Origin of the sequence: Mesorhizobium sp. M0698, from assembly GCF_040320455.1 — a bacterium.
Lineage (GTDB): Bacteria > Pseudomonadota > Alphaproteobacteria > Rhizobiales > Rhizobiaceae > Mesorhizobium.
On record NZ_JAMYPQ010000032.1, the window covers coordinates 1 to 25,532 of the forward strand.

The following is a 25,532-nucleotide window of genomic DNA, read 5'->3' on the forward strand; positions in this document are numbered from 1 at the left end:
GCTCGAAGTTCCGCTGGTCGTCTGGGCAAAGGAAAGCCCGGCCGACACCGCCAGCACGGCCGAAGCCAAAAGGATGCGTTTCATCATCTTTCTCCTGTCTGAATGCGCGGGATGCGCCTGGCAAATTGAACAGGCAGACAGAAGGAGTGTTCCCCGATGAAGTTCAACTTTTGTAACTCTGGTCGTAGGTCAGCCTTAGGATGGCGGGCGTATATTAGAAGCCTCTTGAAGAGGACACTGCCCGCACCAGAATCCATGGCATGGCTCGGGGAATAGGCATTGGTGACCAGGTGGCGATTACTGCCACGGTTCGAAGGCGGATAACAGAGGACCGCGTAAGCGTCTCTATCCCAGGTTACGACTTCCCACATTCCATCATCGACCACACCAAGGTGAACCGAGGCCAGCAAATCGACCTGAAAGGCGAGGTCACGCGCATCGACGAGGACACCGTGACGATCGACCTCGGGCCGCTGGTCACGGTCGACCGTGACAAGGTCCGGCTAATGGAGAAATATCGGCCGCCAAAACGACGAAAGGCACTTGTCGACGCCCCGGATTAGAACCGACAACATCGCGACCGGCTATGAGGGCAGGCCGCATGACGGGCCGGTAGAGGACGAGTCGAAGCACTTGGTCTACTGCCCAGTCTGCGGCCAAACGTTCGACGCGCGCGATCTTGGACAGGTGTTCCACCACGCTGAGCCGCAGCACGAGCCGCTTCCGGTCGAGCAATAGTCCAGCTAGTTGAGCTCCGGCGGCAGACCGACGTTGAGACCCTTCAGCGCGCCACACGTTGGATTAGAAAAGGGTGCTGCGTGCACCCCGCCTTCCCCGCGCGCCGATGTTCCACCTGGACCGCAAAAAAGTCCCGCCGCACTGCCAGAACGGCGGGATCGATCAAACGCTTTGCACCAGGCGGGGGGATGCGGGGGGTTGGGCTTGCCAAGTGAGCGCGGACCGTAACCAACCCTAAGCGCAACAGCGGCAACGCGTCCACCAACCGCCGGTTGGAGCGACAGGACGATTGAGCCGCCGGCAGGTCAGGTCATCCCGGGTCGCTATCGCTCGCAACCAGACGGTAGCGGAAATTGTTGCGGATGTGGTCGTTGAAATAGCGGCCCTTGGCGAACGCGGCCCGGAACGCGGCAAAGGTTTCCGGCGGTACCCCCTCAAACTCGTACCGTTTACGGCTGGCGACGAACCACACCGAGAGGGTCCTTCTATCCAGATCATATTCCATCTTGCGGATCGAAGTAGATGGCATGAGCACCACAGGCCGAGGCCCGCGCCTTGCGGGAGCGCGGGCCGATCGGGATACCGATCTGCAGCAATACCTGGAGGTGGAGGATTCGCTGCGTGCACCGAACTTTCGCGGCGGTCCAGTGTTCCCAATCGAGATGCACAAAAAGCTAGCTGCACCTTTCGGCATCACGTGGACGTTGGATTTCTGAGAAAGCGGGAGCGTCAATACCAACTTCTGGCGATGGAATTTTCCCGTGAGATAGGCACGCTCCAGGCGAAGGAGTGGATCGCCATGACCGCCATCGCCTACAACCTTGCCAACGATATCAAAGGATCGTGGAGGGTCGTCTTCGTGCCGGACGAACTGCATCTGTATGTGGAATTCAGCCAGCCAGACGCCGACACAAACCCGGTTGATTGGATGAGCGTTGATGATTTCCTTGCATGGCAGCCGAAAGGCGCGCTTCACAAGCGAGCGCGCGACAGCTTGGTTTCGCTCATTTGCAACGCGCTGACAGGGCGATGAGACAAGGGAAAACCCGCGCCGAGATCGAGTGCGAGCGCCGCGGGTGGGCCTATTCGACGTCCCGAAGGCACCGCGACGATGCCGCCAACGCGATAGCTAAAGCTCTTATCGGTGAGGCGCGCGGGCTTGGCTTTGAAGCGTCAGCGGCGCGACATTTCACCTTTCGCTCGGTGATCGCATTTTCGATGTCGATGTCGCTGACGTTAAGCTTTCTCACGAACTCCGCGTACGACCAGGCTGGCGTTCGTCAATCGACCTCCTGCAAGCCGAGACCGAACCAAGATCGAGGCACAAATGGTTCACGCTTCGTGCTTCGAAGCGCGTAAAAAGGCAGTGTGGATCCGCCATCCATCGCCGGCCAGAATCTTCCTCGCTACCCGCACAAACGCGTCGGCTCCAATGATAGGCGGGCATATCTTCCGGACTTGTCTGAGGTTTGTCTGTCAGCACATCTAATGTGCCTGCACAGAAGCCAACATTTCTGCGACCAACCGCGTACCTGGCACCGCCGACAGGTTGCTGCGGCGGATTTTCGCTTTCGCAGGTGAACAATGCCTATCAACCTTGTCATCGCACCTGGTCGCACGTAGAGGCCGTTCGAATTCTCATCGCTCGGCGCGATGTTTGGTCCGTCTGCCCAGAAGAGCGGAGCAAGCCATTGACACCCACGAAGTTGCTGATTGGGCAGATCGCTGTCGTATTCGCAATTGTCATTCTTGGCGTGTGGACTGCAACCCAATGGTGCGCCTACATGCTCTCCTATCAGCCGCCACTCGGCGCGCCCTGGTTTGTGACAGTCGGCTGGCCGATCTACCAGCCGTGGAAACTGTTCGAATGGTGGTTCCAATTTGACGCCTATGCGCCTGAAGTCTTCGACAAGGCTGGCATACTTGCCGGAGCCAGCGGGTTCCTGGGCTGTGCCGCCGCGATAGCTGGGTCCCTCTGGCGCGCACGGCAGCGGGGGTTGGTCACCACCTATGGGTCCTCACGATGGGCCATGAAGCTGGAGATCGAGAAGGCGGGGCTGTTTCAGCCGGCCGGCGTTTTCCTTGGCGGACTGAATTATCGCTATCTGCGCCATGACGGACCGGAACACGTCATGGCCTTTGCGCCGACACGGTCGGGCAAGGGCGTCGGACTCGTTGTTCCAACCCTTCTTTCCTGGACCGGCTCGGCCGTCATTCACGACATCAAAGGCGAGAACTGGCAGCTGACCTCTGGCTGGAGGTCGAAGTTCTCGCACTGTCTCTTGTTCAATCCGACCGATCCGAGATCGGCGCGGTACAACCCGCTGCTGGAAGTGCGCAAAGGTCCAGATGAGGTCCGCGACGTTCAGAACATCGCCGACATTCTCGTCGATCCGGAAGGCGCGCTGGAGCGGCGGAACCATTGGGAGAAGACCAGTCATTCACTTCTAGTTGGCGCCATCTTGCACGTGCTCTACGCCGAAGAGGAAAAGACACTCGCCCGTGTCGCCACCTTCCTGTCGGACCCGCAACGCTCATTCGCTGCGACACTGCAGCGGATGATGACCACCAACCACCTCGGCACGGTGGACAAGCCCCAGGTCCATCCGGTCGTGGCCTCGGCGGCTCGTGAGGTGCTGAACAAGTCAGAGAACGAGCGCTCAGGCGTTCTCTCGACCGCCATGTCGTTTCTCGGGCTCTATCGTGATCCAACGGTGGCCGCGGCAACATCGGCCTGCGACTGGCGCATTGCCGACCTTGTGGATGCCGAGCGACCGATGTCGCTGTATCTGGTCGTGCCGCCGTCGGATATCTCGCGCACTAAGCCCCTGGTGCGATTGGTGCTCAATCAAATCGGCCGGCGGCTGACCGAGCGCCTGGAGGGCGATCCAAAGAAGAGCCGCAAGCATCAGCTCCTGATGATGCTGGATGAATTTCCGGCGCTCGGTCGGCTCGACTTCTTCGAGACTGCGCTCGCCTTCATGGCAGGCTACGGCATCCGCGCTTATCTGATAGCGCAATCGTTGAACCAAATCTCCAAGGCCTATGGCGAGAACAACGCCATTCTCGACAATTGCCATGTGCGGATTGCCTTTTCCTCAAATGACGAGCGCACGGCCAAACGCATCTCGGACGCGCTCGGTACCGCGACGGAACTCAGATCGATGCGCAACTATGCCGGCCATCGGTTGGCGCCCTGGTTGTCCCACGTCATGGTAAGCCGCCAAGAGACCGCTCGCCCCCTGCTGACGCCGGGTGAGGTGATGCAGTTGCCGCAGGCTGACGAACTAATCCTGGTTTCGGGATTGCCGCCGATTCGCGCCAAGAAGTTGCGTTATTACCAGGATCCGAATTTCACCGAGCGAGTGCTGCCTTCGCCGGTGCTGCGCGACGGTGCCTACGCGGATCGGCCCACGTCGCGCCCGGACGATTGGAGCGGACAGGTGCGCGGCCTGGATCGGCGTCTTGCTGGCGACGACGACAGTGCCGGCGCGGCAATCGAAGACGGAGGTGTCCAGCAGCAGCGCCATCCGGGCCTGCCCGAAGAACGGACCCTCGTCGCCCAGGAGCCTGATCATGGCGATCTGTTCACGCCCGCAGACGATGACTGCGAGACGCTCGCCGACAAGCGCGTCATGGATCGGATTTCCACCGCAGCACGTGCGTACGGCCTCAATGAGGGAATGGGCGACGACAAGGACATCGTGCCCGGCTTCTGAACGGCGCGCCATACGCGGGCGCATCTCAGCGTAGATAACGGCCGTAAGCGATTTCGAGGATCTCGACGATGCTCGTTCCCGTCGCCGGTGCATCAGCGCCGGTCAGAGGGAACAAGCAGCATGAAGCCCCACCGCATTCGTCACCAGTTTTTGCTTGGACCCGAGTTGAGCGAGAAGCTGGAGAACCTCAGCCGCAATCCATCGACCACCAAATCGGCCATTGTGGCGCACGCGGTCGAGGCCTTTATCGAGCGGCGTGGGGAGAATGAACTCGACCACCGCTACGGCAAGAGGCTCGACCGTCTTTCCCGTGACCTCGGACATGTCAGGCGCGATGTCGAGATGATCCTGGAGAGCCTGGCGCTCTTCATCCGCTTTTCGATCACGCTTCATGCTCACACGCCGGTGCCGGACAAGGCCACGCAAGCGATTGCCCAGGAGCGCTTCGAGAAATTCGTCGAACAGGTCGGCCGCCAAATCGCTTCCGGGAAACGGTCACTTGGCACCGACGATCGCAGGGGAGGGGAAGGATGAGTTCTCATCCGGAAGCCGACCATCGCCGCCGCGCCATGCTGCGCACCGCCATGGGTCCGGCGATCACCGAAGCCCTTGCCGATCCGACCGTCATTGAGGTGATGGTCAATCCCGACGGTGCGCTGCGGCTCGACCGGTTGGGTGAAGGCCGGGTCGACACCGGCGTGCACATGCATCCTTCTGAGGCCGAACGCATCATCCGCCTGGTCGCCTCCCACGTGCGCGCCGAGGCGCATGCGGACAATCCGATTGTCAGCGCCGAATTGCCATCGGGCGAGCGCTTCGAGGGTCTGCTGCCGCCTGTCGTGCTGGGGCCATGCTTCGCCATCCGAAAGGCTGCGGCGAAACTCTACACGTTGGCCGACTATGTCGCCGACCGGGTCATGCTGCCGCTGCAGGCCGATGCGCTGAAGAAGGCGGTCCGCGAGCGGCGCAACATCCTGGTTGCCGGCGGCACGTCGTCGGGCAAGACAACACTTGCCAATGCGCTGCTGGCACAAGCCGCCGATTGCGACGAGCGGGTGATCCTGATCGAGGACACGCGCGAACTGCAATGCGCGGCGAAGGATTGCGTTGCCTTGAGGACGAGGCGGGGGTCGGTCACGCTCGCCGATCTCGTGCGCTCGACCCTGCGGCTCAGACCCGACCGCATCATCGTGGGCGAAGTCAGGGGCGCGGAAGCCCTGGACATGCTGAAGGCATGGAACACCGGGCATCCCGGCGGCATCGCGACGGTTCACGCCAATTCGGCGCGCTCCGCTCTCTACCGTATCGAGCAGCTCGCCCAGGAAGCCGTCGTCACCGTTCCCCGCCGCCTCATCGCTGATGCGGTAGATCTGATCGTCTTCATCGCTGGGCGCGGATCCTCGCGCCGCATTGACGCGATCGCTGAGGTCACCGGTCTCGACAGCAGCGGTGATTACGCCCTCACCCCGCTCACGCTTCCGCAACTCCAGCAGTTTTGAAAGGTCACCTCATGCTCAAGAAGCTTCGCTTCCTTTCGTCCACCGCGCTCGCGTTTCTTCTCACCGTCCCGGCCCACGCAGCGGGCTCCGGCATGCCTTGGGAACAGCCGCTGCAGCAGATCCTTGAGTCGGTCCAGGGACCGGTCGCCAAGATCGTCGCGGTGATCATCATCATCACCACCGGCCTGACCCTTGCTTTCGGCGACACGGCAGGCGGTTTTCGCCGGCTGATCCAGATTGTCTTCGGCCTGTCGATCGCCTTCGCGGCATCGAGCTTCTTTCTCTCCTTCTTCTCCTTCGGCGGCGGGGCACTCGTCTGATGGCCACCGGAGAGCAGCATATCGAGGGTTTCGAAGTCCCCGTTCACAGGGCATTGACTGAGCCGATCCTGCTGGGCGGCGCGCCGCGAGCGGTGGCGATCCTCAACGGCACGGTGGCCGCCGCCATCGGACTTGGCCTGCAGCAGTGGATCGCCGGACTGGCGCTCTGGATCGCCGGCCACACGCTCGCGGTCTTTGCCGCTCGCCGCGATCCGGACTTCGCCAGCGTGCTTGTCCGTCATCTTCGCCTGAAAGGGTGGCTTGCATGCTGAACCTTTCGGAGTATCGCGGCAAAGCCGATCGGCTGGCCGATCATCTGCCCTGGGCCGCTTTGGTGGCGCCCGGCATCGTGCTCAATAAAGACGGTAGCTTCCAGCGAACCTTCCGGTTCCGTGGCCCCGACCTTGAAAGCGCGACCGAAGCCGAGTTGGTCGGCATCTGCGCACGAGCCAACAATGCGCTACGAAGGTTGGGCTCCGGATGGGGGTTGTTTTTCGAGGCCGAGCGCGTTGAAGCGCTGGGCTATCCGAGCTCGGCTTTTCCCGATGCTGCCTCATGGCTGGTCGATGAGGAACGGCGCGCGGCCTTCGAGGGCAAGGTCGCGCACTTCGAGAGTCGCTATCATCTGACCTTGGTCTTCATGCCGGCGCCAGATGGCCAGGCGCGGGCGGAAAGCGCACTGGTCGACTCGCATCACTCGGGAGGGGCTAGAGACTGGCGCCAGGAGCTGGCGTGGTTTCGCGACGAGACCGACCGCGTCCTGGATTTGCTGTCCGGCTTCATGCCGGAAGTGCGCGCCCTCGATGATGCCGAGACGCTAACCTATCTGCACGGCACAATCTCGACCTACCGCCATCCGGTCGCCATGCCGGAAACGCCAATGTATCTCGACGGTGTTCTGGTTGACGCGCCGCTTACCGGCGGCCTGGAGCCGATGCTGGGTGAGCAGCATCTGTGCACCCTCACCGTTCTTGGTTTCCCGAACGTCACCCGGCCAGGGATCCTCGACGCGCTCAACCATCAGGATTTCGCCTACCGCTGGATGACGCGCTTCATCCCGCTCGACAAGACGGAAGCCACAAAGACACTGACCCGGTTGCGCCGTCAGTGGTTTGCCAAGCGCAAATCGGTCGCAGCCATCCTGCGCGAGGTCGTGACCAACGAACCCGTCCCTCTCGTCGATAGTGACGCCGACAACAAGGCGCTCGATGCGGATGCCGCCCTTCAGGCATTGGGCGGCGATCACGTCGGCTTCGGCTATCTCACCACAACGGTGACGGTATGGGACCAGGACCGGCAGGCCGCCGCGGAAGAGCTCCGAGCGGTTGAGCGCATAGTCAATGGGCTCGGCTTCACCACGATCCGTGAAAGCATCAACGCGGTCGAGGCGTGGCTCGGCTCGTTGCCCGGTCATGTCTACGCTAACGTTCGCCAGCCGCTCGTTCACACGCTGAATCTTGCCCATGTCATGCCGCTGTCGTCGGCGTGGGCCGGTCCGGTGGACAACGAGCATCTCGCCAACGTGACTGGGACCGAATCCCCGCCGCTTCTCTTCGCAGAGACCAACGGGTCGACACCGTTTCGGCTTTCCACCCACGTCGGCGATGTCGGCCACATGCTGGTCGTTGGGCCGACCGGTGCCGGCAAGTCGGTTCTGCTCGCGCTAGTCGCTCTGCAGTTTCGACGCTATGCCGGGGCGCAGGTCTATGTCTTCGACAAGGGCAATTCGGCTCGTGCGGCAACACTGGCCATGGGCGGAGAACACCACGCGCTGGGCGCGGATGGTGCGCTTGCCTTCCAGCCACTGAGCAATATCGGCGACCAGACTACTCGCAGCTGGGCGGCGGAATGGATCGCCGGCCTCGTTGCCCATGAGAATGTCAGCGTTACGCCGGAGGTAAAGGAGGCGATCTGGTCGGCACTCATCAGCCTTGCGACTGCGCCGGTGCAGGAACGCACGCTGACGGGCCTGTCGGTTCTGCTTCAGTCCAATGGGCTCAAGGCCGCGTTGATGCCCTACACGCTCGACGGTCCCTTCGGCCGGCTGCTCGATGCCGATGAAGATCGGCTGGCTTTGTCGGATGTGCAGTGTTTCGAGACCGAAGAGCTGATGCACAGCCAAGGCGCTGTGCTCCCGGTGCTCACCTATCTGTTCCATCGTCTCGAGGAGCGGTTCGACGGACGGCCGACGCTGCTGATGCTCGACGAGGCGTGGGTCTATCTCGACAACCCTCTCTTTGCCGCCCGCATCCGCGAATGGCTGAAGGTGCTGCGAAAGAAGAACGTCTCCGTCATTTTCGCCACGCAGTCACTTGCAGACATCGCTGCCTCGTCGATCGCGCCGGCAATCATCGAGAGCTGCCCACAGCGCATTTTTCTTCCCAATGACCGTGCCGTGGAACCGCAGGTGCGGGCAGCCTATGAGTGCTTCGGCCTGAACGAGCGGCAAATCGAATTGGTCGCCCGTGCCACACCGAAGCGCCAGTATTATCTGCAGTCGCGCCGCGGCAACCGCCTCTTCGAGCTCGGGCTCGGCCCGATCGCTCTTGCGCTCTGCGGCGCCTCTGATCCGGCCACGCAGACCCTAATCGACAAGGTGCTGTCAGAGCACGGACAGGAGGGCTTTGCCGCCCGGTTTCTGATTGCGCGCGGCCTCGATTGGGCTGCCGAGCTTCTCCAGCAATTCCCTCAACCAGACAAGGAGCAATCGTCATGATGCGGCGCCGCCTTCTCACCAGCCTGATCACCGTTTCCCTGATCGCAAAACCAATGGCCGACTACGTCCAGCCGGCCCACGCCCTGATCGTGTTCGATCCGTCGAATTATGCGCAGAACGTGCTGACAGCGGCACGTTCCCTGGAGCAGATAAACAACCAGATCCAGTCGCTTCAGAACCAGGCGACGATGCTGCAGAACATGGCGCGGCACCTTCAGCGCCTGGATTTTTCTTCCGTGGGCCAGCTCACAGGTTCGCTCCAACGGATCGACGGCCTGATGACCCAGGCCAGCGGCCTGAGCTTCGATCTCGACAAGCTTCAGAACCAGTGGCGTGTGCAATATCCGGAAAGCTACGACGCCACAATCGAGGTCAACGATGTGGCGAGCGCCGCGCGCGAGCGCTGGCAAAACGCCATGCAGGCGTTCCGCCAAACCATGAGCGCGCAGTCGCAGATCGTGGAGAACGTGCGGGCCGACGGCGACCTGCTTACCGATCTCGTCAACCGCAGTCAGGGCGCGGCAGGTGCCCTTGAGGCAAGCCAGGCCACCAATCAGCTGATCGCGCTTTCGACCAAGCAGCAGATGCAGATCCAGACGCTGCTCGCGACCCAGTTCCGGGCTGAAGCCGAAGATGCTGCCCGCAAGGCGCAGTCCGAGGAAGCCGCCCGCGAGACGACGAAGCGTTTCCTGGGCACCGGTACGGCCTATCCCGGCAACTGATCAGCAGTCTTCAAGACAACGAGGAAGACGGCGACATGAATGACCTCGGCGTCATCGATCGCTTTATGCAGACCTTCATCCGCTATATCGACAGCGGGTTCGGTCTGCTTTCGGGCGACGTCGCCTTTCTCACTACCATCCTGATCGGCATTGACATCGCGCTGGCGGGCCTGGTCTGGGCGTTCGGCGGCGAACCCAATATTCTCGGTCGGCTCGTCCGAAAGGTGCTCTATGTCGGCGCCTTCGCATTCATCCTGAACAATTTCAGAAGCCTTGCCGACATCATCTACCGCTCCTTTGCCGGGCTCGGCATCAACGCTTCGTCCGGCAATTTGTCCGCCGACAGTCTCCTGCGGCCAGGCCGCATTGCCGCGGCCGGCTTCGAGGGCGCCTGGCCGCTGCTCAATCAAGCGAGCCAGCTAGTCGGCTTCCCCGAGATCTTTGGCAACGCGCTGACCATCTTCGTGCTGCTTCTCGCCTGGTTCCTGGTCCTCATCGCCTTCTTCATCCTTTCCATCCAGCTTTTCATCACCATCCTGGAGTTCAAACTCACCACATTGGCCGGCTTTGTTCTGGTGCCCTTCGCGCTCTGGAACCGCTCGGCGTTTCTGGCCGAGCGCGTGCTCGGCAATGTGATCTCGTCGGGCATTAAGGTGATGGTGCTTGCCGTCATCGTCGGCATCGGCTCCACGCTCTTCGGCGAGTTCGCTTCCGCCCTGCAAGGCAAGGAGCCGGACTTGGCCGCGGCCATGTCACAGGTACTGGGCGCGTTGGCGCTGCTTGGGCTCGGCATTTTCGGACCGGGAATTGCCTCGGGTCTTGTTTCCGGCGCGCCGCAGCTTGGCGCGGGAGCCGCACTCGGAACCACCGCGGCGGCCGCCGGATCAACGCTCGTTGCCGGAGGTGCGGCGCTTGCCGGCGCGCGCATGGCAACCGGCGGCGGTCTCGCCGCCGTTCGAGCCGGCACGGCCATGGGATCGGCTGCTTCCACAGCTTGGCAGATGAGGCGTGCAACATCGCCCGAGTCCGGCCTCTCCGGCGTAGCTGCTGGACTGCAGGGCGTTGCCGGCGCAGCTGGCGGCGCCGCGATTCGGGGAATGCGATCTGCAACAGAACCATTCCGGCGCAGCGCCGATGCCGGCCGCGATGCCGCCTGGACCGCGACGGGCGGCACGCCGACCGCATCAATGACCGGAAACCCTGCCGCGTCAGGTGCCAATGCCGCGCCGGCGTGGGCGAGGCGCTTGCGTTCCGAACAGACCGCGCGCGCCCATCGCCACGCCGCCACGCAGGCCGTCCGCGATGGCGATCGGGGTGGAAGCGGCGCCAACCCCTCTCTCAACGATAAGGAAGACTAGATGCTCTTCAAGCGACCTGTTCAGCGTTACGGGAAGACGCCCCACCCCGTCACACCATACCAGAAGGCCGCCCAACTTTGGGACGAGCGCATCGGCACTGCGCGCGTGCAGGCAAGGAACTGGCGCCTGATCGCCTTTGGCTGCCTCGCTCTGGCCATCGGGCTCTCTGGTGGACTCTTGTGGCAGTCGATGCAGGGCCGCGTCGTGCCCTATGTCGTCGAGGTCGACCGCTTCGGTGAGACACGGGCTGTCGCGCCGGCAATCCAAACCTACGAGCCCGACGATGCCCAGATTGCCTGGCATCTCGGCCGCTTCATCCAGAATGTCCGCTCCGTCTCCACCGATGCGGTGTTGGTGCGGCAGAATTGGCTCTCGGCCTACGACTTTGCCACCGACCGTGCAGCCCTCTTTCTCAACGAGTACGCTAAGGCCAATGATCCGTTCGGCAAGATCGGCACGCGCAGCGTCTCGGTGCAGGTGACGAGCGTGGTTCGAGCGTCCGAGAGCTCCTTTCAAGTCAAATGGACCGAGCAGGTCTTTGAGCGCGGCAGCCTCGCCAGCACAACGCGTTGGACCGGGATCCTCACCATTGTGATCCGGCCGCCGAACAATACCGATCAGCTGCGCAAAAACCCGCTCGGCGTCTTCATCAATGCCATCGACTGGTCGCGCGAGCTCGACAGTGCCGCGCAGACTTCCGTTCCCCCAAAGGAGTCCGCCAATGATAAATAGACTCTCGTCGCTCCGCACTGCGCTGGTCCTGTCGACGTCGGCTGCGGTCATCTCCGCCTGTGCCTCGAAGCCGGTGCCGCCACCTCAGATTTCCTATGATGCTGCCAAGTTCCAACCGGCGGCAATCGAGAAGGCGCCGGAGAAGCCCGTCAAGGTCGTGGAAGTGCCGACACCGCTGCCGCTGCCCGGCCAGTTGCAGCCCGAGCCGGGCAAGGCTGCTGAAGACAGGCGCTCGCCTGAAGAACGTGTCGCCGATGCCAACAAGGCGGCGACGCACCAACCCACCAAATATGGCTATGTGAATGCGGTGCAGGTTTACCCTTTTGCCGAAGGCGCGCTCTACCAGCTCTATGCCGCACCGGAGCGCGTCAGCGATATCGCTCTGCAGTCAGGCGAGAAACTCCAATCCGTGTCGGCCGGCGACACAGTGCGCTGGGTAATTGGCGACACCGTCAGTGGCTCCGGCGATGACCAGCGCACCCATGTGCTGGTGAAGCCCTTCGCGCCAGGACTTGCCACCAATCTGGTGATCACCACGGACCGGCGAAGCTATCACCTGCAGCTTCAAAGCACGGATAAGACCGCCATGGCGGCCATCTCCTGGACTTACAGCGAGGACCAGATCATCGCGCTACGCCGGCGCAATGCGCAGGCCGACGCCGCTATGCCAGTGGCGTCGAATGTGGCTCTCGAAAATATTCGCTTCCGCTATTCGATTACTGGAGACATGCCGCCCTGGAGGCCGACGCGCGCGTTCGATGATGGCAGCAAGGTCTACATCGAGTTCCCGCGCCGCATCGATCAGGGCGAGGCCCCGCCGCTCTTCATCGTCGGTGCTGACGGGGAGAACCAGCTCGTCAACTACCGCGTACGGGGCAACTATTACATCGTCGATCGCCTCTTCGCCGCGGCCGAACTGCGCCTCGGCGCCAAGCAGCAGCAGGTGGTGCGCATTACGAGGACCGACGGCAGGCAAGCGCCGCGGGGGATATTGCTCTTTTCGCGTTCCAGCAGGTGAGGGACGGCCCATGACGGATACTTCCCGCTCCGATGCTCCACCGAAACTCGATCCTGAACAGCTGCAGCTGCGGGCCTCGCCTCGCCGCGCTGTGCGCTTCAAGCGCGGCATTATTGTCGCCATTGCAGCTGTTGGTTCCGGCACCGTTCTAGGCGTCACCATGATGGCGCTGCAGGGACCGGCGCTGCGCATCAAAGGGCAGGCTGAAGAGCTTTACAACACTGAGCGGAAGCCAACCGCGGAGGCAATTGAAAGGCTGCCTAAGGACTATTCCGGGATCAAGCCCAAGCCTCCGGTGCTTGGACCACCGCTGCCCGGCGACCTCGGCCGCCCCATCCTTGAGCACCAACGCCAGCTGGGCATCGCGCCGGGCCAGGAGGTTTCGGCGGAGGAGCAGCGCCTTGCACAGCAGGCGATCGAGGCGCGCGAATCGCAAGTCTTCTTCCGGATCGAAAATCGACCCCGGCAAGCAGATGCCGCCGGCAACGGGCAGGGCGGGCGTCCACCCTTTGAGGCAACGGCTCCACAATCCGATGCCGCACGCGATTCAGCTTCCGTTGCACCGGCCGAGGGCGACCAAAACAATCAACAGCGCAAGCTCGATTTTGTCAGCCAGCGGAACACAAGTGGAATCTACAATCTGCATGCACTGCAGACGCCGGCTTCGCCCTATCAGCTGATGGCCGGCAGCGTCATCGCAGCGAGCCTGATCACTGGCATCAATTCCGACTTGCCCGGCCTCGTCGTCGCACAGGTCACCGAGAATGTGCACGACACAGTCACCGGCAGCACCTTGCTCATTCCGCAAGGCTCTCGCCTGATTGGCACCTATGACAGCGTTGTTGCCTTTGGACAAAGGCGCGCGCTGCTGGTCTGGCAACGGATACTGCTGCCCGACGGCTCTTCGATCGAAATCGACAATCTGCCGGCGACGGACACCGCCGGCTATGCCGGGCTTGAGGACAAGGTGGATTTCCACACCTGGCAGCTGATCAAAGGCGTTGCGCTGGCCACGTTGCTAGGGGTCGGCACGGAGCTGAGCCTCGGGGAAGAGGAAAGCGACCTGGTCAAAGCAATCCGCGAATCCGCTCAGCAGAACGTCAGTCGAGCTGGCCAGCGCATCACCGAGAAGAACCTCAATTTTCAGCCCACGATCACCGTCCGCCCTGGTTGGCCACTGCGCGTCATCGTGCACAAGGATCTTGTGCTACGGCCTTACCCGAATTGACTGGAGTCATCATGACCAATCTGAAACTCGGCAAACTTCCGGATCGGACACCTTCGAAGATCACCATAAGCGTAAGTGCAGACCTGAACCAAGCACTGAAGGACTATGCGGCGCTTTATCGTCAGACCTATGGCGAGTCCGAATCGGTAGCGGAACTGATCCCGTTCATGCTGGCGGAGTTCCTGGAAAGCGATCGAGCGTTTGCCAAGGCCAGAAAGGAAGGGCTCCCTGTCGTCGACATGTCAGAGAAATCGCGGCGGCAGGCAATTTCAGGGTCCGAATAAGTGACAGCGATCAGTGAATCCGAGGGGGCACCTTTCTAGGCGGGCAAATGCATTGAAGCAATTTGCCGGCGGCAAGCCGAAACATAGGGCACAATAGACGAGCTGATCTGCCCCGAACCAATGCCGGCTCTGCGCCTGATTGCAGCCGCTCCGGTGTCGGCGACCGGTTCCCAAAAGCGGACATCCGCCAGCCCTTGGCACCACGTTCGGACGGTAACGGACTTGGACGATACCTACTCTGAATTGGGCAGGATTGACCACGTCGCCCTTACTTGGCCCGCCAGCTTCTGGCCCTGGCGAGACCGGAGTAGGCACTGCCTGGAACTTGAGAGGGAGCTGGAAGCCAACGGGATTCTCAAGGTGAAACAGCGAACGAGCGCGATTCGCCGCCTGCTAAGACTGCGGCATTTACTGGCTAGCGAGACCTGGACGAAATTTGAATACCCCCCACGGCGAGGAAGCGTTCGCGGGGAAATCCGATCGACCGCATGTATTCTCCACCCGCAATACCCAGCATGGTTGCAGAAAGGCCGAGCCATTCGGCCACGAGACCTATTGTGGCCGCCAGGGCTCCGGAATCGCGCCATACCAAGCTCTCCGGATTGTTGTACGCCGCTGAGACCTTGTCCATGTCGGCCACGAACCGAAGCGTGCAGCCTGCGGCCCCCGGAAGCAGCTGGACCACCTCCGCCCGATTTAATGCCGCCGAGCCAGCGCGGTGGTTGAGCTCAGCGAACCCATGCCTGGGCAGGTACAGCCTCGGCTGCCCATCGTTTGCGCACATCTGGCAGACTATATGGATGCAGTGAAGCCCGCCCGCCGCTGGCGCTGGCCGCCGCTCAATCTCGATCCCGGCGCGTCCGACGCCGCCGTTCGTGACCGTTCTGGCCGAATGCCAGAGCACCGCCTCGATGTCCGACCAAGCAATATCACCCCCGACGCTTGATCGGCGGGCCTGCAGCATTTCCTGGAAGGCGTGCTCATGCGTTGGCTGCGGCGGGTCCAGCACCGATAGGGTGCAGTCGGGCGGGAGCCACGCAACCCATTTCCCTGCTGGCGTTCGAGGGTGGGGTTCGTCAGTGAGGAGTCCAGCCAAGGGCCTGCCATGTGTTGAAGTGCTTGGTGCAGCCGCGGCACCTGCCGCAAGCGTAGTTGCCGGTATGACAGGAATGCGCCCAGGCAAGCGTGCCCTGATCGATTCCCGATCGACGCACCAGCTCAACCGCATCGAGTTCGATGGCGGGCGCCTCGACGACTATCCCGCCCTCCTGCATGGCCATGAGCCGCGATGCCCGCTCCACGAACTCCGGCCGACCGTCGGCGTGGGCGCCATCGGTGGCCAGAGCGCCTATCAGCAGCCGCGACACGCCACGGCGCACCGCCGCCATTCCGGCCAGCGTGACGAGCAGTTGGTTCCGGAAGGGCCACCATTCCGACACTGGCGCCGCGGCGTCGGGCGCGGTACCGGCCATGTCGCCAGAACCCAGGGATGAGCAGTCGACCCGGATCACCTCGTGCGAGATGCCGAGTAGTTGGGCCACGTGGCCGGCGGCGTCGATCTCGGCTTCGGCCGGCTTCTGGCCGTAGTCGATGGTCAATGCGACGTCGGGCCGAAGCCACCATGCGATGCTCACAGAGTCCATCCCGCCCGACAGGAGCAAGGCGGTAGTCATCGCGGCAGTCTCCAGACAGCCTGGTAGATGGCGGTCGCGAAGTCGTTGGTCACCGTCGCTCCGGAGCCTACGAACATCTTGAGATCCTCCTCCCGCGAATTCTCGGCCAGCGCGACGACCGGTATGCCCTTGCGGATGGCGTAGCCCGCCTCAAAGACGGTCCCGGGGTCCATCCCGTTGACGATCGCCAGGAGCACGTCGCAGTCCTCGATGCCGGCGAGATCCGCCGGAGCGACGACCTCGGCCGCGCCGGGTCCGACCTCGTGGATGGGCGAGAATACCTGGGCACCTGCTTGCAGCAGGGCACGCCTGCTCTCCTCCACCAGCCAGCGCTGCCCGAGGTCGAAGAATGGCGCCGCCAAGTATATGCGGCCCGTACCCGGGCGCACCTGCTCGAACGGCATCGTGGCAAGCGTGGCGGAGTCCGGGGTGGGAAGGGCGCGGTGGCCGCAGTACCACGCGGTCGCCCGGGACGCGATGTCCGCCGCGTCATCGGGCGCCATGTCCTCCAGGGCCCACATTGCAGCGAACGTTGCGGAGAAGACGTCGCCGGATCCCAATTTCCAAACGCGCTCCGATCGATAGAGGGGGATTTCCCACGCCCCGTCCGGCGTGATTACCCGTGCGCCCAAGGCACCCATCTTCAGCACGACCACCTCGGCGCCGTCGTTCCGGAACAGCCAGTCGGCGCCGGCGCGAGGATCTTCCTCGCCCGTGATCGAGCGCATCTCGAGCCTGTTGAGCACCACTGCAAGCCTCTTGGCCGACGAGCCGTTGGCGGTGAACGCGGCAGCGCCGAAAGCGGATTGTGGATCGTAAACCGCGATGTTGGCGGCGACGACGGCATCGCCCTCGAGCATGCCGTAGCGGAGCACGACGTCGTCTTTGACGGCGAGCGGCGGTCGCTGGCCCATCAAGCCGATCGGCGGCGATATGACAGGGTCGCCAAGCGTATGTGCGTAGTCAAACAACACCAGGAAAGGCAGGTCCGTGGGTACCAACTCGAAGTCGGCGAGCTCGGCGAGGAGTTCGACTTCGCTCCGCGCCCGATCGCCCATGTAAGCGTGCAACCGCTTCCGCGAAGCCTTGACGGTGCCGAGTGCCTGGGCGGCGCGACCGGCGGATCCGAGGACGGCATCCCAGGTCGGTTGCAGGCAGCGCTCGCGGTAGATGCCGCCTACCACCGAAAGGCTGCGCATCAGACGGGAACCACCTCGACGGTGTAGACGCCGCCCGCGATGGCCAGCACCGTCGCCGTGTAGGCCACGCCACGTTGGACGATGCAGTTGATGACTTGCGTATAGCCCAGGAAAGTCAGGGAGCCGCCGATTCGTCCCATCGCGTCACGGACGACAAGGGTGCTGGTAGTGCCGGTGGGGACGACGTCGACGGTGAGAACGGTACCGATGGACACGGGCCCCAGCACGGAAGGCTTGGGGCTGTTGATGGGGGCGTTGTAGGTCTGGCCGCAGGTGTCCGGCCCCCCTCCGATTCCCGGACTCAGATCGTCCCTGCTCGAGCCGCCACCTCCGGACATGCTGTCTTCCCCCTGCTGCGTCCTCCAGTTGAACTCGGATTCGACGCTGGCCGCAAGCCCGCGAATGACGGGCCGATCGATCGCATGGTTCGCCACATCAGTGCATCGAGCAAGGAAGCGCGTAGGCCAGCAGCGCGGCAGAACCCGATGAAACGGGATTCGAGGCCCGCGTAGTCCCTCGCAGGCGTCGCACCGCCGCCGAATATTCCCATATGGACGCACGCCCGCACGATGTGGATATCGAGTATCGCGACCTCGTCGCTCGCCCGGCGGTTCCGGACAACCCAAGATGCCGTTTTGGGGCCGATCCCCGGCAGCCGCGTCAGTGCGTCCCTGAGCGAGATGTCGTCCAGCGCGGCCTCGTCGATATCGGCGATCCTCGCGAGGCACTCTCCCAGTTGTCGCGACCTTTGCCTGGCGAAGCGATACCGGACCAACCTGTCGCCAACTTTCAGAGGCATCGTGAGCATGGCCTCAATCGCACCGACGTCAACGACGGCAGTGCTACGCATCGCTTGCCGCACCCTCCCATATGCCGCGAGACCGACTTCAGCGGGCGCACCGTACCCACCGAGCAGGCAGGCGGCAACTTCCTCCGCTAGGGTGTCGCCAAGGCCGAACGCCTCACCGCCCGCCAATTCCTGCATCCAGGCCTGTGCGGCCCAGAACGCAGGGGTCAACGCTTCTTCAAACCGGCCCCAAGCCACTCCCGGGACCACGGACTCCGCAGGATCGGGCAGGAAGCGTCTCACGGGTGTGCCGTTGTGGAGGGAGATGACGTGTTGCATAAATTGTCCCGAAGAATTATGCATTATATTCATTTCGTGAAACACAGGTCAATGCAATCGACGGATATCATCGATACCGTGAACGCCGTCCTAAGGAGCACTCGCACTCGACAGCGCGAGTTGGCAGAGTTCTGCCGCGTCACCCAAGGGCATGTGAGCAAGGTTCTTTCGCGCAAGGTGCCGCCTTCCGCCGGGCTCGAGGCCGACCTCGCTGACTGGCTCGTGAAGGCGGACAGCACGGCAACTGCGTCCGGTTCGGAGTTGGAGGAGGCCATGAGCCGCCTGCGCAACGCGCCGGAGGAGCATCGAATGCATATTCTGCATATTCTTAACAACCTTTCGGCTCTCGTATGATAGAGAGGGCGCGAAAGGGATTCGGCGGCGAGAATCGTCAGGCACGCGATCCGTGGCCCGGTGCCGCAAGTGCCAGGCTGTCGCAGTACCGTCTTTTGCTTGTGCAAAAAGCTGCGGTCGATTTGTCGCTTGCAAAGGGAGTGTTTACCGTCCCAAGTGTAAAACCAATGAGCAGCGAGACCTGATGACCATGTTGGATCCCAAGCGCCGATGATCCATTCCGGAAACCTGTCTCACCTCGCCCCGCCTGACTTCCGCAAGGACGCCACGCTGGACCGACTGGCCGAGAGGTTCAACGTCGCCCAGTTCGTGAGCTTCTCGCCGTCGCCCTCGGGACCCCGGCAGGAATACTGCCGGCTGGCCGGATTGCCGGCCAACCACCAATTCGCCACCGCCTCGGAAGCCGTGCAGGCGCTGTTCGAACGGAGCGGGGAAGGAACGGTCAACATTCGCACCTTCAGCGAAGCGTCTTCGCAGAGCCGCGAGTTCCTCTATGCGCTGCAGGACTCTGAGGCCGTTCTGACCGCCCTGGCCCGTTTCGCGGCGGACGGAAGCTTCGCCATAGTTAATGAGACCATCGACGTGTCCGATGGCGGCGTCTCCGGCGTGATCCTCGATGATGTCGTGGAGTTCCGTCCCGACGCGACGCCCCGTGGCGTCGAGAGGGAAGGTTTTGCCTCCCTCCCTGCCCCGTGGGCCAACGCCGCCTTCCAAACCGTCTTTGGATTCGGGCCCGAGCTCGCCCATGGCGAGGCGGCCCGCCTCGAGTTCAGCCTCCACCCCGCACAGCGGGGTTACCGGCAGTCGCACGTTCTCTATTGGGAGTTTGGTGCCCACGAAACCCTGCCCGGCAATCGGGTGGACGTTCGGTGGCCCAACGATTTCTCCCGGATGATGGGCGACAAAGCGTTCGGCCTGCTCGTCGCGCACCTGGCTGGTTTTCCGGTTCCACGGAGCACGGTAATTGGCCGGCGCTTGGCCCCATTTGCTTTCGGCACGCCGACCGGGTCCAAGGAGATTTGGACCAGGACGTGTCCGGTGGAACAGGTACCGGGCAAGTTCACCACCTCGCGAGGATGGTTGGACCCCTTCTCCCTACTGTCGAGGGAGGATCCCGACGGCAGCGCGATCGTATCCGTGCTGGCCCAGGAGGCCGTGCCGGCCGTCTGGTCGGGCGCAGCGGTGCAGGGTGCGGACCGCATCCTCTATGTTGAAGGCGCCCGCGGCACCGGCGAGGACTTCATGCAGGGCACTACGCCGCCGATGGCCCTTCCGGATATAGTGGTGGCGACCGTCAAGGCCACGCACGCCCGCCTCGTCGCCGCGCTGGGCGACGTACGCTTCGAGTGGGCGTTCGACGGCGAGCAGGTCTGGGTCATGCAACTTCACCGTGGCGCTAGCCGTTCGGCCGGCTCGATCATCGTTCCGGGCGAGGCGGACGGATGGGCAGTATTCGACGTGTCGGAGGGTCTCGAATCGTTGCGGCTGCGGGTACAGTCGCTTCCGATCGGGCACGGGCTCCTGCTGCGGGGCGAAGTCGGTCTGACGAGCCACATAGCCGACGTCGCACGAAAGGCCGGGGTACCTACGCGCATGATTCGGGCGGACGATGCATAGCCAAGGCCGTCGAAATAGAACATAATGAGAACATCCAGGGTCCAACGTTGGGTCGACAAACAAGCAGGAGAGATAGAATGGCAAACTTCCAGGCTGTCGTGCACGCAAGGCAGGAGGCGAAGCGGGAACTGAGCACTCTGCGGGAGACGGTACGGATCCTGGCCGAGCAGCGTGCGCAGGAGAAGAAGGCGCAGGATGATGCCAAAGATGGACAGCAGCACGGCCACGTTAATCAGCCGGCCTAGACCATGTACACCGATGCGGACCGCAGCCGAGAAGTAGTCCCCGAGAAGGACGGCCACGACAAAAAGTGGCGCGACGAGTTCGGCCGAGATTACGGGCGGATAATCCATTCCGCAAGCTTCCGCCGGCAACAGGGCAAGACCCAGGTCTTCCCAAGCAGGGAGTCGGACTTCTTCCGCAACCGGCTCACCCACTCTCTGGAAGTGGCGCAGATCGCTCAGGGCATCGCCGAGCGCATCAACTACGACTACGACAAGGATCTCGGCGGCAAGATCGATCCAAGGCTTTGCGCGACCGCCGGGCTCGTGCACGACATCGGTCACCCGCCGTTCGGCCACAACGGCGAGAGCGCGCTCGACAAGGCAATGCAACGCTACGGCGGCTTCGAGGGGAACGCGCAGACCCTCAGAATCCTGACGCGCCTTGAGAAGAAGTTGCGGTACGCCGAACCTTTGGCGGGGGACGATAGGGCAGGGCTCAATCTCTGCCATCGGACCATCGCGGCCACTCTGAAGTACGACAACGAGATACCCGCCATCCGGAAGGCGGCGGACGGTTTTGTCAAAGGCTACTACGGCTCGGAGAAAATTATCGTCGACCGGGTCAAGGCATCGGCGCTCAACGGCTACGTCCTCGGTCCTGAGGAGAAATTCTGCACGATCGAATGCAGCATCATGGATCTGGCGGACGACATCGCCTACTCGGTCTACGACCTCGAGGACTGCTTCAAAGTCGGGTTCCTGTCCCCTGCGGAGATGCTGGCCTCGGACGACGCTTTGCTCAGCGCGGTAGCGAAAAGGGCCTCGAAGCCGATGAAGCGGACGGTGACCATCAATGAGATACAGGCTGTCTTCATGGAGATATTCTCCGAGATAATAGAGCAGCCGGCGGAGGATGCGGATTCGCCGCTCGACGGCATCGTGATAGAAGACGACATCGCCCAACAAGCGAAGCGCGACGAGAGCCTGCTGACATTCGCCGAGGCGTACCGCACCTCCAAGGTCATGAGCGAGGACGGCTACAAGAGGACAGAATTCTCATCGGAGCTCGTACACCAGTTCATCTCGGGGGCCGAACTCAAAGCCCACAAAGAGTGCCCATCGCTCAGCCAGGTATACCTTCCGGAGAAGCTCATGCTCCGCAAGGAGGTGTTGAAGCAGTACACATTTGTGGCTGCGATCTATGCGCCGCGCGTGAAGCTTGGTGAATACCGGGGCTACGACCTCGTCACCGACATCTTCAAGGCCCTGATGGGAGACCGGGGTGACTTGTTGATGCCCGCCGATGTCCGGGGCCGCATTCGGAAAGCGCCTAATGTAAGCGTCAAAGCACGTGAGGTCTGCGACTTCGTCGCCGGCATGACGGACAGGTACGCGATGGAGTTCTGGGCGCGCCTTAACTCCGATGCCGCTGAAAGCATGTTCAAACCGATATAACCTGTGCTCCATTAGTCTGCGTGGAGCCTGGTTCCCGCGTCAGCGCCGCGCCGAAGCGGTAGGTGTCGGGCCCGTAGTGCTTTGGGGCCTTACCGCTTGGCTCGATCTCGATGGTTCCGACCGACCAGCCTGGCGGGGTGTGTGAACGGGCGGCCGGTCGTCCAGCCCAAACGGGTAGCCATTGCTATGGATTGGAAGGCAGCCCCGCTGCCGGCGGGTTTTTCGCTTTACGAGGTACCAGCCTTTTGATTCCGGGATCTCAGCGGTCCTGAGAACCCAGCTCTCCCGCTGACCTTAGCTGCGTTGCCTCAGGCAGACATTCTCAACATCAGCAAAGCCCGAGAGCGGTGTTTGTGAATTTGATGTACCAAAGTCCGCTACGGAGTCGGAACCCGCAGATAAAAGAGGTCCGCGCGTCCGACAGCTATTCGATCCTCGACACCCAGAAGCAGTCGGTCGGGTACCGGCCCCATTTTTGACATTAAGTCAGACGGTCCCGCAATGCGCCGACGACAATTCTTTCTCTGAGATGCCTCAGTTGGCTCCGCTTTGCATTCTGCTGGAGCTTCGTCGAAGAACATTCCTGCCGCTAACCCAAAGGTTATCGTGGAATTTTGCTAGCCACTCTCTTTGACAAGCAGCTTGGTTTCAATCGCTCCTTGAGGATAGGTTCTTCCTTCAACTTTAGTTGGCGACGCTCTTGATGCCAGATGCGACCGCTGCGTTATCAGCGGATTGGGTTATGCTGTTGAAAAGGACACACGCACTTTCTTTTTTGCGGAAATTGAACCCTAAGCAGGATTTGTCGTTTGCACATTGCAGTATGCAGTCTGGATATCGGAGCGGAGAGGTCCAATAGGCGTTGCCAGAAATTTCCGTTTTTGTGGCGAACACCAAATTCGAGTAGCGCAAATTGCTCTCGACCACTTTTTTTGCGGCCATGATCGACTCTTCGCTTTTGACCAGTAGCGATGCGTCCCCTTTCATGAAACAAGCTCGAAATTTTGTGTTATAAGTAACCGCTAGACACCTGAAGTCGGTGTCGCAGGCGGTTTGACACTGCTCAGAACTCACGTTCCTAATTGGCATATCCGGCAGGTCGTTTCCGATCGCGTCCCACCCGGACACGACAACAAATCCACTATCTGGATCGACCTCTGTCGCAGGAGTTTCTGCGGGGACAGTTGCGGCCTGCTCTCGTGACGAGTCAGGAATGATGTCTGAAGACGCAAATGTGCGACCATCCAGCCACGCGCATCTTGTTGCAAGATCGACGGCGGATGAATCATTAAGGCCGACCAACTGAAGCGTCTGAGCACCAGCGCCAGGCCCGGCTGGTGGCGCTGTCGGGGCAGAACGAGCTGCCAATGATACATTTACGTCTACGCCGTTCACACTCCGCCGAGAGTAACACCACGCTCGGTCCCAGGTTTGGTCGTTCTCATCCTTGAAGTGGTGACCTGTGATTAACTCCCAAGTGGTGCCTTGGAACTCGACGTTCTTGGTGGCGAACTTGTTGAAGTCGACGGTCACCACGTCAGGCTTGGTAGGGACGTCAGCCTGAGGCGCCTGCTCCTGAGTTGGCTTTGGAGTTGGAACAGGAATAGGCGGCTCATCTTTTGGGGAGGTGAGATCGCTTGGCTGCTCTATGGTCGGCAAAGCCGCCGGCTCCGGCAAGGTTTTGTCCCATAGACCAAGATTCATGCCTAGCCCAATCCCGACCGCCGCCACTGCAATGGCTCCGCCAGTCGCCATTCGGCGAAAGGCGGTCGCCCGGGCTGTCTTCTCTTGGGCCGCGGCTTGAGCCTGCAAGGTTGGAATCGCTGACCTTTTGACGGCGAGATCGACGGCTTGCTCGAGCAGGGTGGTGTTATGCCGGACGAGCACTTTTGCGACCCTTCATTGATACCGTCACGAGGTCTGAGACCTCAGGCGGCAAATCCTGGTCGAGGGCCTTGCGAAGGACTTCGGGATCATCGGTGAAGAGCGGAACATAGAGGATCTCTTTGACCACCTTTTCCACAGGCACCTCAACCCGCTTCTCAACCTCTTTCTCGACCATAACTTCGACTGGTACCTTAATCGTTCGAATTCGGCGCCACCGCCAACTCAGAAGCATTCTGCGGAGCAGCCTGGAAGTCTTGCTGTCTGAATTGTCCTCTTCTCGGGCGGCAATGCGCTGGAGCGCTAGAGCGACCATTGCCGTAATTGGTCCCGCGAGCGCGGCAATGAGCGCGAGCGAGCCGAACCAAATCACAGAGATTATTCCGGCCTGTGCCTCAGTCACCAGTTCAGGTTTGCTGCCGTACCACCGTGAGGCAATACGGCGGACCTGATCTGTCCGCGCCATTGGGATCCGCTCCTTGGCCAAGGCGCTGAGGGCTTTGGCAATCTGGTCCTGTCTGACCTGGTTTTGCGCCGAGGTGTTTGCCTTGTTGGCTTCTGCCGCCTGGGCATCTGCGAGCCGTTTGCCCGCTTCATCCAATCGACGCTGCCAAGCCGCGGCATCACTATCGCGCGTTTGCTCCAGAGACGAACGCCTATCGACAAGCTTCTGCCTCTGGTCAGTAGTCATAGGAGGGCTATTTGCCCGCAAACGATCGAAATTTTCGCGCAGCGCAGCAATCTCTTGATCGAGCGGGTCAATCTGAGTGTCGAACTTGGTGATAATTTTCGTGCGGGGGTTGGCAAGTTTAGCCACTTCCGATTCTAGCCTGCGTGCCGAGTCGCTGTCCCCTGAATCGCGCGCCATCTTGATACGTTCAACAAAGCTGTCGCGTTGGCGCTCAAACTGATCGACAGCCTCTTTAACTTCGCGATCACGCTGTTGAATCAGCGCCGATCGAACCGATTTTTCTCCTCCACTTGATCGCGAACACGCGAGGCTTCTGGGGTAAGGGCTGTCGTTCCCTCCAATTCCGCATTGGCCTCGGCAATTTGCGACTGAAAGGTCGCACGCGATTTTTCCGCAAGAGAAGTCAGCTGCTCAATTTCGGAACGGGCTTGATCGACCTGATCGGCTCTTCGACCAAGTTCGTCAGCAGAGGCGAGCTTTGTCGCTTCCTGCTCAAGGGCATCAATCTTGTTTACGAGCTCCTCATAACGCAGCTGACGCAATGCGCCTGCCCTCTCCATCCCCATAAAGACAGTTTCGAAAGTGATGCCTGCAAGAACCAGGAGGAAGACCAAGATTATGGGCTTCCAGAGCCAAGACGCGCTGAAAAGCAGTGTAGCTATCGGTATCTTGGTGAGCTCCGCGATTGCCACCATGAGAAAGGGTGCACTGGCGAGCGTCAAATCCATTGCAGTGACAGACTCGCTTGCAGAAAACGCTTGTACGCCTAATGCTACACCTGTCGTAAGACCAATCGCTGCGGCCGCAATCTCTAGGGCCCAGGCACCACGGTAGGTCCACTGGCCATAGCTTGCCAGCTTTTGACTCATCACAGTCTGCATTTTACTCGCCCCCCCCCCGACAGGGCGACATCACGCCTTGATCGCCTGGCAGCATACACTTAACGGTTTTGAAAGTCTTAGTTAAGGCGTCTTC

27 protein-coding genes and 1 pseudogene are annotated in these 25,532 nt (G+C 61.6%); 19 read left to right on the top strand and 9 right to left on the bottom strand.

Features of this window, described 5'->3' with window-relative positions:
- Window positions 1-260: 260 nt before the first annotated feature.
- Window positions 261-563 (top strand): hypothetical protein, encoded by a 303-nt coding sequence (locus NKI16_RS31290; protein WP_352503332.1) that lies wholly within the window; start codon window positions 261-263, stop codon window positions 561-563.
- Window positions 564-1,048: 485 nt separating this feature from the next.
- Here the strand turns inward: NKI16_RS31290 and NKI16_RS31295 are convergent, their stop codons facing one another.
- Window positions 1,049-1,267: a KTSC domain-containing protein gene (locus tag NKI16_RS31295; protein WP_352772395.1), complete on the bottom strand. Its 219-nt coding sequence runs from the start codon at window positions 1,265-1,267 to the stop codon at window positions 1,049-1,051.
- On the opposite strand from NKI16_RS31295, the gene NKI16_RS31300 reads away from it, so the two are divergent.
- The 14 genes from NKI16_RS31300 to NKI16_RS31365 all read left to right on the top strand — a co-directional run bounded on the left by NKI16_RS31300 (window position 1,266) and on the right by NKI16_RS31365 (window position 14,334).
- Complete coding sequence (locus tag NKI16_RS31300; protein WP_352779510.1) at window positions 1,266-1,454, top strand: hypothetical protein; 189 nt, start codon at window positions 1,266-1,268, stop codon at window positions 1,452-1,454. The two genes, NKI16_RS31295 and NKI16_RS31300, sit on opposite strands and share 2 nt — an antisense overlap.
- An 83-nt stretch (window positions 1,455-1,537) precedes the next feature.
- Complete coding sequence (locus tag NKI16_RS31305; protein ID WP_156937480.1) at window positions 1,538-1,771, top strand: hypothetical protein; 234 nt, start codon at window positions 1,538-1,540, stop codon at window positions 1,769-1,771.
- Window positions 1,772-2,429: 658 nt separating this feature from the next.
- Window positions 2,430-4,457, top strand: a complete 2,028-nt coding sequence (locus NKI16_RS31310) for a conjugal transfer protein TraG (protein WP_352924427.1) — start codon at window positions 2,430-2,432, stop codon at window positions 4,455-4,457.
- 120 nt (window positions 4,458-4,577) lie between these two features.
- Window positions 4,578-4,991, top strand: coding sequence for a CopG family transcriptional regulator (locus tag NKI16_RS31315; protein ID WP_352458763.1), 414 nt, complete (start codon window positions 4,578-4,580; stop codon window positions 4,989-4,991).
- Entirely contained in the window at window positions 4,988-5,956 is a 969-nt protein-coding gene (gene trbB / locus NKI16_RS31320; RefSeq protein ID WP_352473682.1) for a P-type conjugative transfer ATPase TrbB, read from the top strand. Before NKI16_RS31315 ends, trbB begins: the two co-directional genes overlap by 4 nt.
- A gap of 11 nt (window positions 5,957-5,967) precedes the next feature.
- Window positions 5,968-6,276, top strand: a complete 309-nt coding sequence (locus NKI16_RS31325; protein ID WP_023680310.1) for a TrbC/VirB2 family type IV secretion system protein — start codon at window positions 5,968-5,970, stop codon at window positions 6,274-6,276.
- A complete protein-coding gene (locus NKI16_RS31330; RefSeq protein WP_023680309.1) occupies window positions 6,276-6,548 on the top strand; it encodes a VirB3 family type IV secretion system protein in 273 nt (90 codons plus the stop codon). Before NKI16_RS31325 ends, NKI16_RS31330 begins: the two co-directional genes overlap by 1 nt.
- A complete protein-coding gene (trbE, locus tag NKI16_RS31335) occupies window positions 6,542-8,992 on the top strand; it encodes a conjugal transfer protein TrbE (protein ID WP_352473680.1) in 2,451 nt (816 codons plus the stop codon). Before NKI16_RS31330 ends, trbE begins: the two co-directional genes overlap by 7 nt.
- Window positions 8,989-9,714 (top strand): P-type conjugative transfer protein TrbJ, encoded by a 726-nt coding sequence (gene trbJ, locus NKI16_RS31340; protein WP_352473678.1) that lies wholly within the window; start codon window positions 8,989-8,991, stop codon window positions 9,712-9,714. Before trbE ends, trbJ begins: the two co-directional genes overlap by 4 nt.
- A gap of 35 nt (window positions 9,715-9,749) precedes the next feature.
- The gene (trbL, locus tag NKI16_RS31345; protein WP_352567552.1) at window positions 9,750-11,072 is read left to right on the top strand and encodes a P-type conjugative transfer protein TrbL; all 1,323 of its coding nucleotides are present in this window, start codon (window positions 9,750-9,752) and stop codon (window positions 11,070-11,072) included.
- On the top strand, window positions 11,073-11,804 hold the full coding sequence (gene trbF / locus NKI16_RS31350; RefSeq protein ID WP_352567553.1) for a conjugal transfer protein TrbF: 732 nt from the start codon (window positions 11,073-11,075) through the stop codon (window positions 11,802-11,804). It begins immediately after the preceding gene.
- Window positions 11,794-12,822: a P-type conjugative transfer protein TrbG gene (gene trbG / locus NKI16_RS31355; protein WP_352924432.1), complete on the top strand. Its 1,029-nt coding sequence runs from the start codon at window positions 11,794-11,796 to the stop codon at window positions 12,820-12,822. Before trbF ends, trbG begins: the two co-directional genes overlap by 11 nt.
- Before the next feature lie 10 nt (window positions 12,823-12,832).
- Window positions 12,833-14,050 carry a TraB/TrbI/VirB10 family type IV secretion system protein gene (locus NKI16_RS31360; RefSeq protein WP_352924434.1) on the top strand — a complete coding sequence of 406 codons (1,218 nt, stop codon included), beginning with the start codon at window positions 12,833-12,835 and terminating at the stop codon, window positions 14,048-14,050.
- Window positions 14,051-14,061: 11 nt separating this feature from the next.
- On the top strand, window positions 14,062-14,334 hold the full coding sequence (locus tag NKI16_RS31365; RefSeq protein ID WP_352517831.1) for a DUF2274 domain-containing protein: 273 nt from the start codon (window positions 14,062-14,064) through the stop codon (window positions 14,332-14,334).
- 415 nt (window positions 14,335-14,749) lie between these two features.
- Here the strand turns inward: NKI16_RS31365 and NKI16_RS31370 are convergent, their stop codons facing one another.
- The 5 genes and pseudogenes from NKI16_RS31370 to NKI16_RS34175 all read right to left on the bottom strand — a co-directional run.
- Complete coding sequence (locus NKI16_RS31370; RefSeq protein ID WP_027026479.1) at window positions 14,750-15,343, bottom strand: nitroreductase family protein; 594 nt, start codon at window positions 15,341-15,343, stop codon at window positions 14,750-14,752.
- A gap of 67 nt (window positions 15,344-15,410) precedes the next feature.
- The gene (locus NKI16_RS31375) at window positions 15,411-16,007 is read right to left on the bottom strand and encodes a 7-cyano-7-deazaguanine synthase (protein WP_027026480.1); all 597 of its coding nucleotides are present in this window, start codon (window positions 16,005-16,007) and stop codon (window positions 15,411-15,413) included.
- A complete protein-coding gene (locus tag NKI16_RS31380) occupies window positions 16,004-17,206 on the bottom strand; it encodes a PfkB family carbohydrate kinase (protein ID WP_352797366.1) in 1,203 nt (400 codons plus the stop codon). Before NKI16_RS31380 ends, NKI16_RS31375 begins: the two co-directional genes overlap by 4 nt.
- Complete coding sequence (locus tag NKI16_RS31385; RefSeq protein ID WP_156937412.1) at window positions 17,206-17,640, bottom strand: hypothetical protein; 435 nt, start codon at window positions 17,638-17,640, stop codon at window positions 17,206-17,208. Before NKI16_RS31385 ends, NKI16_RS31380 begins: the two co-directional genes overlap by 1 nt.
- A 44-nt stretch (window positions 17,641-17,684) precedes the next feature.
- Window positions 17,685-18,365: pseudogene (locus NKI16_RS34175) on the bottom strand (8-oxoguanine DNA glycosylase); the annotation flags it as partial.
- Between NKI16_RS34175 and NKI16_RS31390 the strand changes: the two are divergent.
- From NKI16_RS31390 to NKI16_RS31405, 4 genes are all read left to right on the top strand, one after another.
- Window positions 18,351-18,686: a hypothetical protein gene (locus NKI16_RS31390; RefSeq protein WP_352856607.1), complete on the top strand. Its 336-nt coding sequence runs from the start codon at window positions 18,351-18,353 to the stop codon at window positions 18,684-18,686. The pseudogene NKI16_RS34175 and the gene NKI16_RS31390 sit on opposite strands and share 15 nt — an antisense overlap.
- Before the next feature lie 210 nt (window positions 18,687-18,896).
- Window positions 18,897-20,303: a hypothetical protein gene (locus NKI16_RS31395; RefSeq protein WP_352924438.1), complete on the top strand. Its 1,407-nt coding sequence runs from the start codon at window positions 18,897-18,899 to the stop codon at window positions 20,301-20,303.
- A 77-nt stretch (window positions 20,304-20,380) separates the two neighbouring features.
- Complete coding sequence (locus tag NKI16_RS31400; RefSeq protein WP_155914955.1) at window positions 20,381-20,548, top strand: hypothetical protein; 168 nt, start codon at window positions 20,381-20,383, stop codon at window positions 20,546-20,548.
- Between the two features lie 3 nt (window positions 20,549-20,551).
- The gene (locus NKI16_RS31405; RefSeq protein WP_027026485.1) at window positions 20,552-21,982 is read left to right on the top strand and encodes a deoxyguanosinetriphosphate triphosphohydrolase family protein; all 1,431 of its coding nucleotides are present in this window, start codon (window positions 20,552-20,554) and stop codon (window positions 21,980-21,982) included.
- Window positions 21,983-22,666: 684 nt separating this feature from the next.
- Here the strand turns inward: NKI16_RS31405 and NKI16_RS31410 are convergent.
- The 3 genes from NKI16_RS31410 to NKI16_RS31420 all read right to left on the bottom strand — a co-directional run bounded on the left by NKI16_RS31410 (window position 22,667) and on the right by NKI16_RS31420 (window position 25,438).
- Complete coding sequence (locus NKI16_RS31410) at window positions 22,667-23,869, bottom strand: PAN domain-containing protein (RefSeq protein ID WP_352797374.1); 1,203 nt, start codon at window positions 23,867-23,869, stop codon at window positions 22,667-22,669.
- Window positions 23,853-24,734, bottom strand: coding sequence for a hypothetical protein (locus tag NKI16_RS31415; RefSeq protein ID WP_352924441.1), 882 nt, complete (start codon window positions 24,732-24,734; stop codon window positions 23,853-23,855). The genes NKI16_RS31410 and NKI16_RS31415 overlap by 17 nt, the downstream gene beginning before the upstream one ends.
- Window positions 24,735-24,814: 80 nt before the next feature.
- Window positions 24,815-25,438, bottom strand: a complete 624-nt coding sequence (locus tag NKI16_RS31420; protein ID WP_352924443.1) for a hypothetical protein — start codon at window positions 25,436-25,438, stop codon at window positions 24,815-24,817.
- Between the last annotated feature and the right edge of the window lie 94 nt (window positions 25,439-25,532).

What these genes read in the sequence shown, in the direction of transcription:
- NKI16_RS31290 (WP_352503332.1), top strand. Translation starts at nt 261, where the DNA reads ATGGCTCGGGGAATAGGCATTGGTGACCAGGTGGCGATTACTGCCACG.
- NKI16_RS31300 (WP_352779510.1), top strand. Translation starts at nt 1,266, where the DNA reads ATGAGCACCACAGGCCGAGGCCCGCGCCTTGCGGGAGCGCGGGCCGAT.
- NKI16_RS31295 (WP_352772395.1), bottom strand. Translation starts at nt 1,267, where the DNA reads ATGCCATCTACTTCGATCCGCAAGATGGAATATGATCTGGATAGAAGG.
- NKI16_RS31305 (WP_156937480.1), top strand. Translation starts at nt 1,538, where the DNA reads ATGACCGCCATCGCCTACAACCTTGCCAACGATATCAAAGGATCGTGG.
- NKI16_RS31315 (WP_352458763.1), top strand. Translation starts at nt 4,578, where the DNA reads ATGAAGCCCCACCGCATTCGTCACCAGTTTTTGCTTGGACCCGAGTTG.
- trbB (WP_352473682.1), top strand. Translation starts at nt 4,988, where the DNA reads ATGAGTTCTCATCCGGAAGCCGACCATCGCCGCCGCGCCATGCTGCGC.
- NKI16_RS31325 (WP_023680310.1), top strand. Translation starts at nt 5,968, where the DNA reads ATGCTCAAGAAGCTTCGCTTCCTTTCGTCCACCGCGCTCGCGTTTCTT.
- NKI16_RS31330 (WP_023680309.1), top strand. Translation starts at nt 6,276, where the DNA reads ATGGCCACCGGAGAGCAGCATATCGAGGGTTTCGAAGTCCCCGTTCAC.
- trbE (WP_352473680.1), top strand. Translation starts at nt 6,542, where the DNA reads ATGCTGAACCTTTCGGAGTATCGCGGCAAAGCCGATCGGCTGGCCGAT.
- trbJ (WP_352473678.1), top strand. Translation starts at nt 8,989, where the DNA reads ATGATGCGGCGCCGCCTTCTCACCAGCCTGATCACCGTTTCCCTGATC.
- trbL (WP_352567552.1), top strand. Translation starts at nt 9,750, where the DNA reads ATGAATGACCTCGGCGTCATCGATCGCTTTATGCAGACCTTCATCCGC.
- trbF (WP_352567553.1), top strand. Translation starts at nt 11,073, where the DNA reads ATGCTCTTCAAGCGACCTGTTCAGCGTTACGGGAAGACGCCCCACCCC.
- trbG (WP_352924432.1), top strand. Translation starts at nt 11,794, where the DNA reads ATGATAAATAGACTCTCGTCGCTCCGCACTGCGCTGGTCCTGTCGACG.
- NKI16_RS31360 (WP_352924434.1), top strand. Translation starts at nt 12,833, where the DNA reads ATGACGGATACTTCCCGCTCCGATGCTCCACCGAAACTCGATCCTGAA.
- NKI16_RS31365 (WP_352517831.1), top strand. Translation starts at nt 14,062, where the DNA reads ATGACCAATCTGAAACTCGGCAAACTTCCGGATCGGACACCTTCGAAG.
- NKI16_RS31375 (WP_027026480.1), bottom strand. Translation starts at nt 16,007, where the DNA reads ATGACTACCGCCTTGCTCCTGTCGGGCGGGATGGACTCTGTGAGCATC.
- NKI16_RS31380 (WP_352797366.1), bottom strand. Translation starts at nt 17,206, where the DNA reads ATGCGCAGCCTTTCGGTGGTAGGCGGCATCTACCGCGAGCGCTGCCTG.
- NKI16_RS31390 (WP_352856607.1), top strand. Translation starts at nt 18,351, where the DNA reads ATGCATTATATTCATTTCGTGAAACACAGGTCAATGCAATCGACGGAT.
- NKI16_RS31395 (WP_352924438.1), top strand. Translation starts at nt 18,897, where the DNA reads ATGATCCATTCCGGAAACCTGTCTCACCTCGCCCCGCCTGACTTCCGC.
- NKI16_RS31400 (WP_155914955.1), top strand. Translation starts at nt 20,381, where the DNA reads ATGGCAAACTTCCAGGCTGTCGTGCACGCAAGGCAGGAGGCGAAGCGG.
- NKI16_RS31405 (WP_027026485.1), top strand. Translation starts at nt 20,552, where the DNA reads ATGTACACCGATGCGGACCGCAGCCGAGAAGTAGTCCCCGAGAAGGAC.
- NKI16_RS31415 (WP_352924441.1), bottom strand. Translation starts at nt 24,734, where the DNA reads ATGGCGCGCGATTCAGGGGACAGCGACTCGGCACGCAGGCTAGAATCG.
- NKI16_RS31420 (WP_352924443.1), bottom strand. Translation starts at nt 25,438, where the DNA reads ATGCAGACTGTGATGAGTCAAAAGCTGGCAAGCTATGGCCAGTGGACC.